We start from the raw sequence: 17265 nt of genomic DNA, 5'->3' as shown, positions 1-17265 counted from the left end.
CTGCGGCCCCGGCAGACGGGGGATGAGCTGGCCCTGCCGGGCCGGGACACCAAGACCCTGAAAAAATGGATGATCGAACAGAAAATTCCCCGGCGGGATCGGGAGCGTATCCCGGTACTGGCGGATGAACGGGGCGTGCTGGCGGTGGCCGGTCTGGGCCCCCATAGAACGCGTATGGCAGAGCCTGGCCAACCGGCCTGGGAAGTGAGATTTTGGAAGGAAGGGTAAAAAACATGGCACACATTCTGGACAACGACGTGGAGCGGGTCCTCTTTTCCGAGGAAGAGCTGAAAAACCGGGTGGCGGAGATCGCCGCTCAGATCGACAAGGACTACGCCGGCAAGGAGCCGGTGCTCATCAGCGTGCTGCGGGGCTCCTTTGTCTTTATGGCCGATTTGGTGCGGCAGATCCACGTGCCCTGCACCGTGGACTTTATGGCGGTGTCCTCCTACGGGGCCGGGACCTCCAGCTCCGGTCAGGTGAAGATCGTCAAGGACCTGTCCGAGCAGATCGAGGGCAAGGACCTGATCGTGGTGGAGGATATTCTGGACAGCGGCAACACCCTGAGCTACCTGCTCAAGCTGCTCCAGGCCAGAAAGCCCGCCTCCGTGCGGCTGTGTACCCTGCTGGATAAGCCCTCCCGCCGGGTGAAGGAGGTAGAGCTCACCTACTCCGGCTTCTCCATCCCCGATTACTTTGTGGTGGGCTATGGCCTGGACTACGCGGAAAAATACCGCAACCTGCCTTACATCGGCGTGCTGAAGCCCTCTGTCTACGGTGGAGAGTAAGGCAAATTTGCCCGGAAAGGACGTGTCTGTTTTTTGAAACGAAGCGGAAGCCTGCGGGACGTGGGCTTTTATGTCCTCATCGCCATTTTGCTCATTGTCTCCATCTTTGTGCTCCGGGGAGGCATGAACGCCGGGGAGCAGTATACCTATGGTCAGGTCCGACGGCTGCTGGAGGAGCAGCGGGTCTCCCAGGTGAAGGTGGAGGACAACACCGTTACCCTCTGGCTTAAGGAGGCGGTGGGCGGTAAAAATACCATTACCTATGAGGTAGCCGATCCCCAGTGGTTCTACAACGATTTCAACGACCTGATCGTGGAGCAGCTGCACCAGGGCATCATCACCGACTACGACTTCCCCGCCGGGTTTGAGCCCCCCTTCTGGATGAGCTATCTGCCCTGGATCGCGGTGCTGGTGGTCTTTGGTATCCTGTGGTACTTCATGTTCCTCCGGCAGACCGGAGGAGGGGGCGGAAGCGGCGGCGCCGACCGCACCGCCCGCTTTGGCCGGGCCCGGACCCGCACCGGGGCTGACGAACAGAAAAAGGTCACCTTTGAAGATGTGGCCGGGGCCGAAGAGGAAAAGGGCGAGCTGCGGGAGATTGTGGAATTTCTGCGGGACCCCCGCCGCTTTTTGGACCTGGGAGCCCGCATCCCCAAGGGCGTACTGCTGGTGGGCCCTCCGGGCACCGGTAAGACGTTGCTGGCCAAGGCGGTAGCCGGTGAGGCCGGGGTCCACTTCCTGTCCATTTCCGGCTCTGACTTTGTGGAGCTCTATGTGGGCGTGGGCGCCAGCCGGGTGCGGGACCTCTTTGACCAGGCCAAGAAAAACGCTCCCGCCATCGTGTTCATCGACGAGATCGACGCCGTGGGCCGCCAGAGAGGCGCCGGACTGGGCGGCGGTCATGACGAACGGGAGCAGACCCTCAACCAGCTGCTGGTGGAGATGGACGGCTTCGGCAACAATGAGGGCGTGGTGGTCATGGCGGCCACCAACCGGCAGGATATTCTGGACCCCGCCCTGCTGCGGCCCGGCCGGTTTGACCGGCAGGTGTATGTGGGCTATCCCGATATCAAGGGCCGGGAATCCATCCTGAAGGTCCACGCCCGCAACAAGCCTCTGGGGGACGATGTTTCCCTGGCGGAGCTGGCCAAGGGCACCGGCGGCTTTACCGGCGCTGACCTGGAGAACCTGATGAACGAGGCCGCCCTGCTGGCGGCCCGGAAAAACCGCCATTTCATCAGCATGGCCGACCTGAACGACGCGGTTATCAAGGTCATTGCCGGACCGGAGAAGAAGAGCCGGGTGGTCATCCAGCGGGAGCGGAAGCTCACCGCCTATCATGAGGCGGGCCACGCCATCGTGATCCACGACCTGGAGACCCAGGACCCGGTCCATCAGATCACCATTATCCCCCGGGGTATGGCGGGCGGCATGACCATCTCCCTGCCCCAGGAGGATGTGTCCTTCCAGTCCAAGCAGCAGCTCACCGAGCGCATTGCTGTGTGCCTGGGCGGCCGGGCTGCCGAACAGCTGGCCCTGGGTGATATCTCCACCGGGGCGGGCAACGATCTGCAAAAGGCCAGCGCCATTGCCCGCAACATGGTTACCCGCTATGGTATGAGCGACAAGGTGGGCAACGTGGTCTTTGACTCGGGCCACGACGAGGTGTTTATCGGCCGCTCCATGGCCCAGACCAAGAACTACTCGGAAGAGGTGGCCGCCCTCATCGACGAGGAGATCAAGGGCCTCATTGACGGGGCTTACAGCCGCTGTATGGAGATCCTCACCGCCCGCCGGCGGGAGTTGGACTTTGTGGCCCGCTACCTGCTGGAGTATGAGAACATGGACGCCGAAACCTTCCAGCTGGTGTTTACCAACCCCACCGCCATCCGGCCCCCCAAAGCCTATCAGGAGGTAGCCGCCCAGGCGGAGGAGGAGACAGATCACACCGAGGACGAATAAAGAGGCAAGCATAAAAACACTGGGTATTCCAGCAAAGCTGGAATACCCAGTGTTTTGTGTTCGCTTTGGGATAAAACCAATCTGGCAGGGCGGGCCCCGCCCAAGGTTACTTTACTTCATCTCCAACCCGGAGAGATACCGCCGGACCAGGTCAAAGCCGTGACTGGCGGCAATGTGGCGGATACGCTCCCTGCCCATGGAGAGATGGACCTGCCGCACCCAGGTACCCTCCGGTGTGGCCAGGCCGATGAATACCAGCCCCACCGGGTTGCCCCGTTCGTCCGGGTCTGGCCCCGCCACTCCGGTGGTGGAGATGGCCAGGTCGCAGCCCAGCACCCTCCGGGCCCCCTGGGCCATGGCCTGGGCCACCGGCTGGCTCACCGCGCCGTACCGGTCCAGCAGGTCCTGGTCCACACCCAGAACAGTGTGCTTTACTTCTGTAACGTAGCTCACCACGCCCCCCCGGAACACCAACGATACCCCCGCCAGATCGGTCATCCGCTTGGCCACCAGTCCGCCGGTACAGCTCTCGGCGGTGCCCAAAGTGAGGCCCTTCTCCTTCAGAAGGGCAAAGGCCACCGCCTCCAAAGAGGGCACATCCACCCCGTATACCAGAGGGCCGAAGTGGGCCCGCAGATCGGCCTCCACCGGGTCGATGAGGGCGTGGGCGGCCCCCTCGTCGGCCGCCTTGGCGGTAATACGCAGCTCGCACTCCCCCTCCTTGGCGTAGGGGGCCAGGGTGGGGTTGGTCATGGCGTTCATCTTCTCCCGCAGCTGGGCCTCCATGGCCGACTCCCCAATGCCGAAGAGCTTCAGGGTGCGGGAGACGATGACCCCGTCGGCCAGCTCCCTGAGGTAGGGGAGGACCCGGTGGGTGAACATGGCCTTGCACTCCCGGGGCGGGCCGGGGAGCATAATGACCCGGACCCCATCGGCTTCGAAGGCCACACCGGGGGCGGTGCCCCAGTCGTTGTCCAGCACGGTGCAGCCCTCGGGCAGCATGGCCTGCTGGTAATTATTGTCCGTCATGGGGCGGTCGGGGTGCAGATTCTGGAAATAGGCCTCAATCCGCTGGGCGGAGGGGGCGTGAAACACCAGCTTTTTGCCAAAGCACTGGGCCAGCACCGTTTTGGTCAGGTCGTCGCAGGTGGGCCCCAGCCCGCCGGTGGTGAGGATGATGTCGGCACGGGTGCGGGCCAGCTCCACGGCGGCGCGCAGCCGCTCCGGGTTATCGCCCACCACCGTGTGATAGTAGACGTTGATGCCCAGGGCGCTGAGCCCCTGAGACAGCATCTGGGCGTCGGTGTTGGCGATGTTGCCTAACAAAAGTTCGGTGCCCACTGCAATGAGTTCGGCTGTGTGGGACATAGAAAAAACCTCCTATCGCCAACACCGGCACCGGCGGCTGGTGCCGCCGTAAATGCGCAGCGCAGCGAAGCATTTCCGCAGGGCGGATTCACTCCGCCCGAGGATATCAAAGATACGGGGGCCCCACAGAATCAAAGATTCTGTGGGGAATTGGCGATGTTGCCTAACAAAAGTTCGGTGCCTACTGCAATGAGTTCGGCTGTATGGGACACAGAGGAAGCCTCCTTTGGCCAAAAATCGGCCCTTGCAATTTCATAGAAAAACAGTATAATTTAAAAATAAAAGCAGACAAATCATGGAAGGTGGACCGGATGATTAAGAAACTGGTACCCTGGTCCCAGGAGCTGGAGACCGGGATCGAGGTAGTGGACCAGCAGCACCTGGAATTTTTCAAAAACTTAAACAATTTTATTTTGCGGGTCAAGTGTGGCCGGGATGACAGCGTGCAGGCAGCCGCCGAGCAGCTGGAGTACCTGCGCTACTATATTATGATGCACTTTAACACAGAAGAGGGATATATGGTCAAATGTGACGACGCCAAGTACCGGGAGCACCAGGCCGAGCACAACCACCTGGTGTTTCAGGTGCGGGCTCTGTCGGCGCAGCTGAAGGGGGGCGCCACAGCGGAAACGGTGGAGTCCCTTTTTGCCCTGCTGAGCCAGTGGGTGTATGAGCATATCCTTACCTGGGATGTAGAGTTTGCCGCCCGGTACCGGGCCTGGGAGGCGGAGCAGAACGGAGAAACTCAGGGACCCACCTGAACCCGCTCGATCCCCTCCACAGCCGCCTTGACCAGAGCGTCCACATCCAGGGCGGCCTCGGCGCTCTCCAGCTCTCCCAGCACCGGCCGCAGCCGGGGATGGCGGGGGGTGAACACGGTGCAGCAGTCCTCATAGGGCAGGATGGAGGTCTCAAAGGTGTTGATCTTGCGGGCAATGCGGACGATCTCCTCCTTGTCCATGCCCACCACCGGGCGGAGAATGGGCAGGGAGCACACGGCGGTGGTGGCCCGCATGGCCTCCATGGTCTGGCTGGCCACCTGGCCCAGGCACTCGCCGGTGACGATGGCCCCGGCGCCGCACCGGGCGGCCACCGCCTCGGCAATGCGCATCATGAACCGGCGCATGAGAACGGTGAAGAGCTCTTCGGGGCATTTGCGCCGCAACTCCTCCTGGATAGCGGTGAAGGGCACCACATGGACGGTGAGCCGTCCGCACCAGGGGGTGAGCAGTTTGGCCAGGTCCAGTACCTTCTGCTTGGCCTCCTCAGAGGTGTAGGGATAGGAGAAGAAGTGGACCATCTCCAGGGCGATGCCCCGCTTGGCGATCATCCAGGAGGCCACCGGGGAGTCGATGCCGCCGGACAGCAGGCTGACCGCCCGGCCGCCTACCCCCACAGGCAGACCGCCGGCGCCCGGCTCCGGGTCGGCGTGGACGTAGGCGGCATAGTCCCGTACTTCCAGATAGACAGTGAGCTCCGGGTGGTGTACGTCCACCTTCAGGTTGGGATATTTCTCGTCCAGCTCGCCCCCCACATACTGGGACAGCTGAATGGAGGTCATGGGGAAGGACTTGTCCGCCCGCTTGGACTCCACCTTAAAGGTGTGGGCGGCGGCCAGCTTGTCTCCCAGATAGTCGATGGCGGTCTGGAGCATGGCGTCCTTGTCCTTCTCACAGGCCCGGGCCCGGCTCAAACCCACCACGCCGAACAGCTTGGTCATGGCCTCCCAGGCTCCGTCCAGGTCGCAGCCGTCATCCTTGGGCTCCACATACATGGTGGACTGCTTGGTGTATACCTTAAAATCACCGTGGGGCCGCAGGCGGCGCTTGGCGTTGGCAATGAGCCGGTCCTCAAAGGTGCGGCGGTTCAGGCCCTTCAGGACCAGCTCCCCCAGCTTCAGCAGAATGATCTCGTTCATTTTGATTCCTCTTTCAGCACAATTTCGTTCAATCGAAAGCCATTATAGCGAAATACGGGGGCAATGTCCAGGAAAACAGGCTGAAAATAAGACTCTTATCCAAAATCATGCCTGTTCCCACAGTTTGAGCCAAGTTGCTCAAACAGGCAAACGATACGTTCGATTTTTTCAAAGCATTCGGGATCGCTGAGCTGATTGTCACAAAGAATTTCCCTGATTTGGCATAACGCCTGATAACTGGAGGCCTCCAACAATTCTGGCGCGGTTAAATTTAAGTTTGGAAATGTCACATTGATTTGCTGGTTTTCCAAAAGCTTGGCCAATAGCTCGGTTGCTAACTGCATAAAATCAAGCTCCTTTTTATCAAGTGGACCAGTACTGGTCCTATTATATCACCTCAAATCCATAAAATAAAGGAAAAGGACTGAAACCAGTCCGGGGGTGATGGCTTGGAGGAGCAGAAAATCAAGCAAGATAAAATCCGCATTGGGGCCAATATCCGGCGAATCCGAAAGGAAGCGGGATTGGGACAGACCGAGCTGGCCAATCGCTTACAGCTGGATGGCATTGATATGACACGGGAAACGCTGGTCAAAATTGAGCGAGGGATTCAGCATATCTCGGCCAGCCAGTTAAGGGCTATCCGAGATATTTTACAGACAAGTTATGAAGAACTATTGAAAGAAACCCCCTGAACCGCCGATTTATTCGGCAGGTTCAGGGGGTCCTTTTGGTTTCATTTACCGACGGAGCAGGGCGCTTTCCCGATACTGAATGGCCTCGGCCAGGTGGTCCACGGCGATGGATTCCGCTCCGTCCAGGTCGGCAATGGTGCGGGCCACCCGCAGAATCCGGTCATAGCTTCGGGCGGTCAGGCCCATGCGGTCAAAGGCCCCCTTGATGAGGGCGGCGCCCGCCTGGTCCAGAGCGCAGAAGGTACTCAGCTCCCGCTGGCCCATGTGGGCGTTGCAGTCGGGACCCTCCGTCCCGAAGCGGGCGGTCTGGATGGCCCGGGCAGCGTTGACCCGGGCCTTAATCACAGCGGAGGACTCGGCCTCCGGCCGCCGGGACAGCTGGTCGAAGTCCAGAGGGGGCACCTCCACGTACAGGTCGATCCGGTCCAGCAGAGGGCCGGATAGCTTGCCCAGGTACTTCTCCACCGCCTGGGGGGTGCAGCGGCACCGGTCGGAAAAGCCGTACCAGCCGCACTTGCAGGGATTCATGGCGCACACCAGCATGAACCGGGCGGGAAAGACCGCCGTTCCCGCGACCCGGCTGATCTGGACCATACCGTCTTCCAAAGGCTGGCGAAGGGTCTCCAACACCTCTTTGGAGAATTCGGGCAGCTCGTCCAGAAAGAGCACGCCGTTGTGGGCCAGGGAAATCTCCCCCGGATGAGGATTGGAACCGCCTCCCGCCATGCCTGTGGCGGAGACGGTGTGGTGGGGGGAGCGGAAGGGACGCTGGGTGAGCAGAGGCTGTTCGGCGTTGGTGAGCCCCATTACCGAGTGGACCTCGGTACACTCCAGGGCCTCCCGCCGGGTCATGTCGGGCAGGATGGAGGGCAGGCGGCGGGCCAGCATGGACTTGCCAGACCCCGGCGGGCCCACCATAGCCAGGTTGTGGCCCCCGGCGGCGGCGATCTCCAGCGCCCGCTTGCCGTTTTCCTGGCCCTTGACGTCGGCAAAGTCCAGCCCGGCGTCCAAAGCGGAGCCGGGGGTCCAGGGGTCGGCGGGGTGGATGGGAGCCTCTCCCCGCAAATGGCCCACCAGCTGGGTGACGCTCTCCACCGGGTAGACGGTGATTCCCCCCGCCAGAGTGGCCTCGGCGGCGGAGGAGGCCGGGACATAGAGCTCCTGAAGCCCCGCCCGGCGGGCGGCCAGGGCCATGGGCAGCATCCCGGAGATGGGCCGCAGCTGGCCGGACAGGGACAGCTCCCCCACAAAGGCGCAGGGGCGGCGGGGCAGGCGGAGCTGCTCGCCCGCCGCCAAAATCCCCACCAGAATGGGCAGGTCGTACATGGTGCCCCCTTTTTTTCGGTCCGCCGGGGCCAGGTTTATGGTGATGCGGGAGACGGGGAAGGAGAAGCCGCAGTTTTTGATGGCCGCGCGTACCCGGTCCCGGGCCTCCTTCACCGCCGCATCGGGCAGGCCTACGATCTCAAAGGCGGGCAGCCCGCCGGACAGGTCGCACTCGGCCCGCACCTCATAGCCCGAGATGCCGGTGAGCCCCAGGGAGCGCACCTCACACAGCATACCACCACCGTCCTTTCTCTCTCCAATCCTTTTTATTATAGCACGGCAGAGCCGGGAGGAAAAGAAAAAGCGGAAAAGCCCGCTGCCGGATAGGCGGTTTCACCCTGTCGAAAGACGTCCTTTTTTCAGAATATACAGTCTAGTACAACAGGTTCAAAGGATGAAACAAGTTTGGACTTTTGGGGGCCAAATGAGGAAATTCTGAATAGAATCCTAGAGATTTCAAAATTTGAAGAAAATTTTCAGAGATAAGTAAGATTTGATTTACAAACCGTGCCGATGGTGTTAAAATGAAGGCGCTCCGGGAGTTTCCTTCCGGTAAGCGGGGAAAAAGCCGGGGTAATGGGAATCCGGCCCAGCCCCAAAGCAGGGGCGGGACCGATTCCCATTACCCTGGAACAACGAACAAGGAGGAATCGTTTCAATGGCGAGAAAGCTGAAATCCATGGACGGCAACACCGCGGCTGCCCACGTCTCTTACGCCTTTACCGAGGTTGCGGGTATTTACCCCATCACCCCGTCCAGCCCCATGGCCGACAATGTGGACCAGTGGGCGGCTCAGGGCCGGAAGAACATCTTCGGCACTACCGTCAATGTCGTCGAGATGCAGTCTGAGGCCGGCGCCGCCGGTACCGTCCACGGCTCCCTGGCCGCTGGCGCTCTGACCACTACTTATACCGCCTCTCAGGGCCTGCTGCTCATGATCCCCAACATGTACAAGCTGGCCGGTGAGCTGATGCCCACCGTGTTCCATGTATCCGCCCGTACCGTGGCCACCCACGCGCTGAACATCTTCGGCGATCACTCCGACGTCATGGCCTGCCGTCAGACCGGCTTTGCCATGCTGTGTGAGTCCAATCCCCAGGAGGTCATGGACCTGGGCGCCGTGGCCCACCTGGCTGCCATCAAGGGCCGCGTTCCCTTCCTGAACTTCTTCGATGGCTTCCGTACCTCCCACGAGATCCAGAAGATCGCCATCTGGGACAACGAGGATCTGGCCGATATGGTGGATATGGACGCTGTGGAAGCCTTCCGCAAGCGGGCCCTCAACCCCGAGCATCCCGTGATGCGCGGCTCCCACGAGAACGGCGACATCTTCTTCCAGCACCGTGAGGCCGCCAACAAGTACTACGACGCCGTTCCCGGCATTGTCGAGGAGTACATGGGCAAGGTCAACGCCAAGCTGGGCACCAACTATCAGCTGTTCAACTACTATGGTGCGCCCGACGCCGACCGCGTCATCATTGCCATGGGCTCCATCTGCGACGTGGCCGAGGAAGTCATCGACTACCTGAACGCTCACGGCGAGAAGGTGGGCCTGGTGAAGGTCCGCCTGTACCGGCCTTTCCGCGCCGACAAGCTGCTGGAGGCCATTCCCGCCACCGCCACCAAGATCGCCGTGCTGGACCGCACCAAGGAGCCCGGCGCTCAGGGCGATCCTCTGTACCTGGACGTGGTCACCGCCTTTGCCAACGCCGGCCGTCAGGCCACTATCATCGGCGGCCGCTACGGCCTGGGCTCCAAGGACACTCCCCCCAGCAACGTGTTCGCTGTGTATGAGGAGCTGACCAAGGACGCCCCCAAGCGTCAGTTCACCGTGGGCATCGTGGACGACGTGACCCACACCTCCCTGGAGGAGAAGCCCGCCCCCAACACCGCTGCTCCCGGCACCATCGAGTGCAAGTTCTGGGGCCTGGGCGGCGACGGCACCGTGGGCGCCAACAAGAACTCCATCAAGATCATCGGCGACCACACCGACAAGTATGTCCAGGCGTACTTCCAGTACGACTCCAAGAAGACCGGCGGCGTGACCATCAGCCATCTGCGCTTCGGCGATCAGCCCATCCGCGCCCCCTACTACATCAATAAGGCCGACTTCGTGGCCTGCCACGTGCCCGCCTACATTGTCAAGGGCTTCCCCATGGTCCGCGACGTGAAGGACGGCGGCGTGTTCCTCATCAACTGCCAGTGGAGCGACGAGGAGCTGGATCACCACATGCCCGCCGCCGCCAAGCGTTACATCGCCGAGCACAACATCCAGGTCTACACCATCAACGCCATTGACCTGGCCATCGAGATCGGCATGGGCAAGCGCACCAACACCATCCTGCAGTCCGCTTTCTTCAAGCTGGCTAAGGTGATGCCCGAGGCCGAGGCCATCCAGTACATGAAGGACGCCGCCACCCACTCCTACCTGAAGAAGGGCCAGGATGTGGTTGACATGAACCACAAGGCCATCGACGCCGGCGCCACCGCCTTCCACAAGTTCGAGGTGCCCGCCTCCTGGGCCACCGCCGAGGACAAGCCCGTGGAGGAGCACCTGGAGGGCAACGCCGACACCGTGAAGATGGTGAAGGAGATCATGGAGCCCGTGGGCCGCATGGATGGCGACAGCCTGCCTGTTTCCGCCTTTGTCAACGGCCACGAGGACGGCACCTTCTTCCAGGGCGCCGCTGCCTACGAGAAGCGCGGCGTGGCCGTGTCCGTGCCCGAGTGGGATTCCTCCAAGTGTATCCAGTGTAACCAGTGTTCCTATGTCTGCCCCCACGCCACCATCCGTCCCTTCGCCCTCACCGAGGAGGAGGCCAAGAACGCCCCCGCTCAGTCCAAGATCGTGGACATCAAGGCCGGCAAGGGCAAGGGCGTGTACAAGTTTGCTCTGGCCGTCAGCCCCCTGGACTGCATGGGCTGCACCGTGTGCGTGAGCACCTGCCCCGTGAAGGCTCTGTCCATGAAGCCCCAGGAGTCCCAGGCCGCCCAGCAGGAGGTCTTCGACTACATGGTGGCCAAGGTGGCTCCCAAGACCGACGTGGAGGACACCACCACCGTCAAGGGCAGCCAGTTCAAGCAGCCCCTGCTGGAGTTCTCCGGCTCCTGCGCCGGCTGTGCCGAGACCGCCTATGCCCGCCTGATCACTCAGGTCTGCGGCGACCGGATGTATGTCTCCAACGCCACCGGCTGTTCCTCCATCTGGGGCGGCCCCGCTGCCACCTCTCCCTACACCGTGGACAAGACCGGCCGTGGTCCCGCCTGGGCCAACTCCCTGTTTGAGGACAACGCCGAGCACGGTCTGGGCCTGTACCTGGGCCAGAAGGCCATCCGCGACCGCCTGGCCGACCAGACCCGCAAGCTGATCGCCATCGACTACACCGACGAGGGCATCGTGGCTGCCGGTCAGAAGTGGCTGGACACCATGGAGGACGGCGCTGCCAACGGCGAGGCTTCCAAGGCCTACATCGCCGCCATGGAGGCCGTCATCGGCCAGCGCGAGGGCTGCACCTGCGAGGCCTGCACTCTGGTGCGCGCCATCCTGCAGGAGAAGGAGTACCTGAACAAGAAGTCCGTGTGGATCTTCGGCGGCGACGGCTGGGCCTACGACATCGGTTACGGCGGCCTGGATCACGTCATCGCCTCCGGTGAGGATGTCAACATCTTCGTGTTCGACACCGAGGTGTACTCCAACACCGGCGGACAGGCCTCCAAGTCCTCCAACATCGGCCAGGTGGCTCAGTTCGCCGCCGCCGGTAAGACCCAGCCCAAGAAGAGCCTGGCTGAGATCGCCATGCAGTACGGCTACGTCTATGTGGCCCAGATCGCCATGGGCGCCAATCCCAACCAGACCCTGAAGGCCATCACCGAGGCCGAGGCCTATCATGGTCCCTCCCTGGTCATCGGCTACGCTCCCTGTGAGATGCACTCCATCAAGGGCGGCATGGCCAACTGCCAGGTGGAGATGAAGAAGGCCGTGGATTGCGGCTACTGGAACCTGTTCCGGTACAACCCCGCCCTCAAGGCCGAGGGCAAGAACCCCTTCACCCTGGACTCCAAGGCCCCCGCTGGCGGCTATCAGGAGTTCCTGATGAACGAGGCTCGTTACTCCTCCCTGACCCGTGCCTTCCCCGAGCGCGCCAAGGAGCTCTTCGCCCAGAACGAAGAGGCCGCCAAGGAGCGTTGGGAGCACCTGACCCGTCTGGTGGAGCTGTACAAGTAATCGCTAACTACAAGGACCCCGGATGCGTTGCATCCGGGGTCTGTTTTTGATTGGGCGGGCTCTTCTCCCCGCCGAAGACGGGGCGGCGCTGTGCGCCGTCCAAGCGTTTTGGGCCTGGGGCCCAAAACCTTGATGCCGGCGGAATTCACTTCCGCCGAGCAGATTTTATCCCGGGGTCCCCAACGGGGCTTATCCCCGTTGGGGCTGGCCGCCAAGGAGCGTTGGGAGCACCTGACCCGTCTGGTGGAGCTGTACAAGTAATCAGTAACCACGAGGACCCCGGATGCAACGCATCCGGGGTCCCTTTTTATAGCGGCCCACTAGGGGTCGTTGACAAGAACTGGACAGATGCGATATAATGACCACATTACCTAGAGATCCTCTGGGGCGGAAATCACACAGCAATAGGGAATCAGAGGACCGTCCGGCGGCAGCCGGGCGGTTTTTCCATTCCCCGCCTCTGGCGGAGGGCACACAGACAGGGAGGAACGGATATGCGCGTCTTGGTGGTGGAGGACGAGCGGGACATGAACCTGCTCATCCAGAAGGTGCTGAAAAAGTCGGGCTACAGCGTGGACGGCTGCTTTGACGGCCAGGAGGCCGAGGACTATCTGGCTGGGACCGAGTATGATGTGATCTTGTTGGACGTGATGCTGCCCAAGCGGGACGGCTATCAGCTGGTGGCCGACCTGCGGGACCGGGGGGTGGACACCCCTGTGCTTTTCCTGACCGCACGGGACAGCATTGCCGACCGGGTGAAGGGGCTGGATCTGGGGGCGGACGACTATCTGGTCAAGCCCTTTGACTTTGACGAGCTGCTGGCCCGTATCCGGGTGCTCTCCCGCAAGCGGGTGGGCCACAAGAGCAATCAGTTCACCGTAGCCGACCTGACCCTGGATGTGGAGCGGCGGCAGGTGTACCGGGCGGGCCGGGAGATCCGGCTGCTGCCCAAGGAATTTTCCATTTTGGAATGCCTCATGCGGGGGAAGGGAAATGTGCTCTCCCGGCGGCAGATCGAGGACAGCATCTGGAACTATGACGATACGCCCAGCTCCAACAATGTGGACGTGTACATCAGCAAGCTGCGCAAGAAGATCGACGGGGACAGCCCGGTGAAGCTGCTGCACACCATCCGGGGTGTGGGCTGGGTCCTGCGTGAGGACGGGGCGGCCGCTCTGTCGGGACAGAACGGGAAAGAGGTGTAGGGCTTATCTCCATTAAAATTAAAATCACCATCTGGTACCTGCTCTTCATGGCCGCGCTGGCCGGGCTGGTGCTGGTGTCCCTGCTGCTGGCCAGCGACTCGGTGGTGCGGGGCTCCGCCATGGATACCCTGTCCCAGACGGTGCGGAGCAATCTGCTGGCGGTAGATGTACAGGAGGACGGGTCCCTTCAGGTGGGGGAGGAGTTCCGTTACTATCAAAACGGGGTATACATGCTGATCTACAGCGGGGAGGAGGCCCTGCTGGCCGGACAGGTGCCGGTGTCCTTTACCGCCTCCGAGACCTTTGAAAACGGCGTTACCCGGCTGGTGGACAGCGAGCAGGACGATTATTATGTGCTGGACCTGTGGTATGCCAAGGGCTGGGAGGACGGCGTGTGGGTCCGGGGGCTGATGGAGGCCCCGGAGCCCGATCAGACCATCCAGAATCTGCTCTCCCTGGCGGGAGTGGTCATTCCCGCCTTTATGCTGCTCTCCGCCCTGGGAGGGTATTGGATCGCCAAGCGGGCCTTCCGGCCTTTGGAGGAGATCACCGCCACCGCCCAGGCCATCAGCGAGGGAGCCGACCTGTCCGCCCGCATCCAGCGGCGGCGGGGGAGCAATGAGTTTACCCGGCTCACCGACGCCTTTAATCAGATGTTTGAGCGGCTGGAATGTTCCTTTGAGGCGGAAAAACGGTTTACTGCCGACGCCTCTCACGAGCTGCGCACACCGGTGTCGGTCATCAAAGGGGCCTGTGAGTATGCCGAGAAGTTTGACGAGACCCCCGAGGAGCGGGCCGAGACCATCGCCATGATCCACCGGCAGGCTCTGCGGATGTCGGGGCTCATCACCCAGCTGCTGAGCATGACCCGGCTGGACCAGGGCACCGAGGGGGTCGCTCTGGAGGAAGTGGACCTGTCCGGCCTGGTACGCTCGGTGTGCGCCGAGCAGGCCTACCCCACCCACCGCCTCACCCTGGAGGTGGAGGAGGGGCTGACGGTACGGGGCAGCGCTCCGCTGCTCACCCGCCTGCTGCAAAACCTCATTGACAACGGCTTCAAGTACGGCCGGGAGGAGGGCCAGGTGTGGGTGAGTGCCCGGAGAGAGGGGGAGGAGATCCAGCTCTCCGTCCGGGACAACGGCATCGGCATTCCCAAGGAACAGCAGGATAAGATCTGGCAGCGGTTCTATCAGGTGGACCCCGCCCGCTCCCACGATACCGGGGCGGGGCTGGGGCTGTCCATGGTCCAGAAGATTGCCCAGGCCCATGGGGGGTATATGACGGTGGACAGCGTGCCCAATCTGGGCAGCCAGTTTACCCTCCACCTGCCGGTCAGCCAGGCTTGAAAAAATCTGAAAAATAAAATTGGAATTTCATGTTGCTTTCATAATCGGATGTTACACTAATGCCATCGAAAGGAAAGGAGAATGTCCGATGAAACGAATCCCTCTGATCTGCACCTCCGCTCTGCTGGCCCTGGCGCTGGCGGGCTGCGGCGGCACCCAGACCGCCGGTCAGGCCGAATACATCGGGCTGGACGCGGCCAAAGCGGTGGCCCTGGAGGACGCCGGGGTCCAGGAGACCTCCGCCCAGTTTTCCACCGCCGGCCTGGATAAGCGCAATGGCATCGACTACTATGATGTGGAGTTTACCGCCAACGGGCGGGAGTACGAGTACGACATCGACGCCGTCACCGGCGTGGTAATCGAGTACAGTGTGGACGGCCAGAGCGTGGCTGCCGCCAGCTCGTCCCCCGCGCCTGAGGCCAGCCCTGCCGCCACCCCCCAGACCAGTACCACACCGACCAGCAGCCCCACCCCCCAGAGCCAGACCACCGGACAGACCACCGGCCAAAGCGCCGCCATCACCGCCGAGCAGGCCAAGGAAAAGGCCCTGGAGCACGCTGGTCTGTCCAGCAGCCAGGTGACCTTTGTCAAGGCCAAGCTGGACTGGGACGATGGCCGTCAGGTTTACGAAGTGGAGTTTTACGACGGAGACTACAAAGAGTACGACTATGAGATCGACGCCGCCACCGGCACGGTGGTGAAGTACGATTACGACGCTGAGTACAGCATCCCTCAGCAGCCCTCCAGCGGCCAGAGCATCACCACCGAGCAGGCCAAGGAGAAGGCCCTCTCCCAGGTGCCCGGCGCCACCGCCAGCGATATCTACGAGTTTAAGGCCGACTATGACGACGGCCGTATCCAGTATGAGGGCAAGATCATCTACAACGGTATGGAGTACGAGTTTGAGATCGATGGCTACTCTGGGTCTATTCGGGAGTGGGATTCCGAGCCCGTTGGACGCTGATAATACGATACCATGGAATGAAAGGAAGGAATGAACATGACTGCCAACAAGAAGACCATGACCCAGCGCCTGGGCGTTCTGGCTCTGAGCGCCGCCCTCATCACCGGCCTGTTTACCCTGAGCGCTGGGGCCGCCGGCGCCACCCAGGTCACCGCCCAGCTCTCCCCCCAGCTCACCATCGTGGTGGACGGGGTGAGCCGTGACTTCTACACCGTGGCCGGTGTGGAGGCCCACCCCATCACCTACAACGGCACCACCTACCTGCCCATCCGGGCCATCGGGGAGCTGATGGGCAAGAACGTCAACTGGGATCAGAGCACCTATACCGTCACCATCGGCGGCACTCGCACCACCGCCACCACCACTGGCACCCCCAATACCACCGCTGTGGCTCAGAACATTGCCGCGGAGCTGCGCTCTGACTTCACCATCGTGGTGGACGGCGTTACCCGTACCTTCCAGGACGTTAACGGCAATGTGGTGTACCCCCTGCTCTACCAGGGTTCCACCTATCTGCCCATTCGGGCCATCGGGGAGCTGATGGGCAAGGCCGTCAGCTGGAACGGCACTACCAATACCGTTACCCTCTCCGGCGGCAGCCTGGTGACCGACGCCGACAGCTTTAATCCCGGCACCACCACCAATCCCGGTACCACTACCGGCACCTCCGTCACTGCCGAGCAGGCCAAGGCCAAGGCACTGGCCCACGCTGGACTGACCAGCAGCCAGGTCACCTTCATCCAGTGCAAGCTGGACTGGGACGACGGCCGTCAGGTGTATGATGTGGAGTTCTATACCGCCGACTATAAGGAATACGACTATGAGATCGACGCGGCCACCGGCGCAGTCATCAGCTTTGACTATGACGCCGACCACTACACGCCCCCTCAGACTGGCACCGGTACCTCCGTCACTGCCGAGCAGGCCAAGGCCAAGGCGCTGGCCCACGCTGGTCTGACCAGCAGCCAGGTCACCTTTGTCCAGTGCAAGCTGGACTGGGACGACGGCCGTCAGGTATATGACGTGGAGTTCTACACCACCGACTACAAGGAGTATGACTACGAAATTGATGCGGCCACCGGCGCAGTCATCAGCTTTGACTACGACGCCGACCACTACACGCCCCCCCAGACTGGCACCGGTACCCTGATCGGCGTGGAGAAGGCCAAGAGCATCGCTCTGGCCAAGGTGCCCGGCGCCACCGCCTCCAATATCCGCAAGGCCCGTCTGGACTATGACGACGGCCGGGCAGAGTATGAGGTGGAGATCGTCTACAACGCCATGGAGTACGACTTTGAGATCGACGGCTACACCGGAGCCATCCTCTCCTGGGACCGTGATTCCATTTACGACTGAGCAGAAAAAGCCCGCTGCAACATCGTTGCAGCGGGCTTCAGCCTGTCGAGAAACCCGGTTTATGCATCAAGCATAAGCCGGGTTTCTGGCGTATAGAGGCCAAAGAAGTACA

Annotated in this window: 15 protein-coding genes; 11 read left to right on the top strand and 4 right to left on the bottom strand. The window is 61.8% G+C overall.

The window, feature by feature from the left end; genetic code table 11:
• The 3 genes from tilS to ftsH all read left to right on the top strand — a co-directional run.
• The coding region (tilS, locus tag Q0J75_RS11050; protein ID WP_297201122.1) for a tRNA lysidine(34) synthetase TilS at nt 1–228 on the top strand (228 nt) is incomplete at its 5' end.
• 5 nt (nt 229–233) lie between these two features.
• Nucleotides 234–788, top strand: a complete 555-nt coding sequence (gene hpt / locus Q0J75_RS11045; RefSeq protein ID WP_297201119.1) for a hypoxanthine phosphoribosyltransferase — start codon at nt 234–236, stop codon at nt 786–788.
• A gap of 33 nt (nt 789–821) precedes the next feature.
• Nucleotides 822–2750 carry an ATP-dependent zinc metalloprotease FtsH gene (ftsH, locus tag Q0J75_RS11040; protein ID WP_297201116.1) on the top strand — a complete coding sequence of 643 codons (1929 nt, stop codon included), beginning with the start codon at nt 822–824 and terminating at the stop codon, nt 2748–2750.
• A gap of 111 nt (nt 2751–2861) precedes the next feature.
• Here the strand turns inward: ftsH and Q0J75_RS11035 are convergent, their stop codons facing one another.
• Nucleotides 2862–4118: a competence/damage-inducible protein A gene (locus Q0J75_RS11035; RefSeq protein WP_297201114.1), complete on the bottom strand. Its 1257-nt coding sequence runs from the start codon at nt 4116–4118 to the stop codon at nt 2862–2864.
• 311 nt (nt 4119–4429) lie between these two features.
• On the opposite strand from Q0J75_RS11035, the gene Q0J75_RS11030 reads away from it, so the two are divergent.
• A complete protein-coding gene (locus Q0J75_RS11030) occupies nt 4430–4879 on the top strand; it encodes a bacteriohemerythrin (protein WP_297201112.1) in 450 nt (149 codons plus the stop codon).
• Here the strand turns inward: Q0J75_RS11030 and thiI are convergent.
• Both thiI and Q0J75_RS11020 read right to left on the bottom strand, forming a co-directional pair.
• The gene (gene thiI / locus Q0J75_RS11025; RefSeq protein ID WP_297201110.1) at nt 4864–6036 is read right to left on the bottom strand and encodes a tRNA uracil 4-sulfurtransferase ThiI; all 1173 of its coding nucleotides are present in this window, start codon (nt 6034–6036) and stop codon (nt 4864–4866) included. The genes Q0J75_RS11030 and thiI overlap by 16 nt on opposite strands.
• Nucleotides 6037–6131: 95 nt before the next feature.
• The gene (locus tag Q0J75_RS11020; protein ID WP_297201108.1) at nt 6132–6380 is read right to left on the bottom strand and encodes a hypothetical protein; all 249 of its coding nucleotides are present in this window, start codon (nt 6378–6380) and stop codon (nt 6132–6134) included.
• Nucleotides 6381–6485: 105 nt separating this feature from the next.
• Here Q0J75_RS11020 and Q0J75_RS11015 point away from each other — a divergent pair, with 105 nt between their 5' ends.
• A complete protein-coding gene (locus Q0J75_RS11015) occupies nt 6486–6731 on the top strand; it encodes a helix-turn-helix domain-containing protein (protein ID WP_297201105.1) in 246 nt (81 codons plus the stop codon).
• Between the two features lie 45 nt (nt 6732–6776).
• Here the strand turns inward: Q0J75_RS11015 and Q0J75_RS11010 are convergent, their stop codons facing one another.
• A complete protein-coding gene (locus Q0J75_RS11010) occupies nt 6777–8291 on the bottom strand; it encodes a YifB family Mg chelatase-like AAA ATPase (RefSeq protein ID WP_297201101.1) in 1515 nt (504 codons plus the stop codon).
• Between the two features lie 424 nt (nt 8292–8715).
• Here Q0J75_RS11010 and nifJ point away from each other — a divergent pair, with 424 nt between their 5' ends.
• The 6 genes from nifJ to Q0J75_RS10980 all read left to right on the top strand — a co-directional run bounded on the left by nifJ (nt 8716) and on the right by Q0J75_RS10980 (nt 17153).
• Nucleotides 8716–12282 (top strand): pyruvate:ferredoxin (flavodoxin) oxidoreductase, encoded by a 3567-nt coding sequence (gene nifJ / locus Q0J75_RS11005; RefSeq protein ID WP_297201098.1) that lies wholly within the window; start codon nt 8716–8718, stop codon nt 12280–12282.
• Between the two features lie 129 nt (nt 12283–12411).
• On the top strand, nt 12412–12543 hold the full coding sequence (locus Q0J75_RS11000) for a hypothetical protein (protein ID WP_297201095.1): 132 nt from the start codon (nt 12412–12414) through the stop codon (nt 12541–12543).
• A 233-nt stretch (nt 12544–12776) separates the two neighbouring features.
• Nucleotides 12777–13487 carry a response regulator transcription factor gene (locus Q0J75_RS10995; protein WP_297201092.1) on the top strand — a complete coding sequence of 237 codons (711 nt, stop codon included), beginning with the start codon at nt 12777–12779 and terminating at the stop codon, nt 13485–13487.
• A gap of 47 nt (nt 13488–13534) precedes the next feature.
• Entirely contained in the window at nt 13535–14833 is a 1299-nt protein-coding gene (locus tag Q0J75_RS10990) for a sensor histidine kinase (protein WP_297201088.1), read from the top strand.
• An 88-nt stretch (nt 14834–14921) separates the two neighbouring features.
• On the top strand, nt 14922–15797 hold the full coding sequence (locus Q0J75_RS10985) for a PepSY domain-containing protein (RefSeq protein WP_297201085.1): 876 nt from the start codon (nt 14922–14924) through the stop codon (nt 15795–15797).
• 36 nt (nt 15798–15833) lie between these two features.
• Nucleotides 15834–17153 (top strand): PepSY domain-containing protein, encoded by a 1320-nt coding sequence (locus tag Q0J75_RS10980; protein ID WP_297201082.1) that lies wholly within the window; start codon nt 15834–15836, stop codon nt 17151–17153.
• Nucleotides 17154–17265: the final 112 nt, after the last annotated feature.

The sequence above is a fragment of the uncultured Flavonifractor sp. genome (assembly GCF_944385615.1).
Taxonomy (GTDB): domain Bacteria; phylum Bacillota; class Clostridia; order Oscillospirales; family Oscillospiraceae; genus Flavonifractor.
The sequence above is the reverse complement of the archived record's forward strand: the minus strand, read 5'-3'. Positions and strand labels throughout refer to the sequence as shown.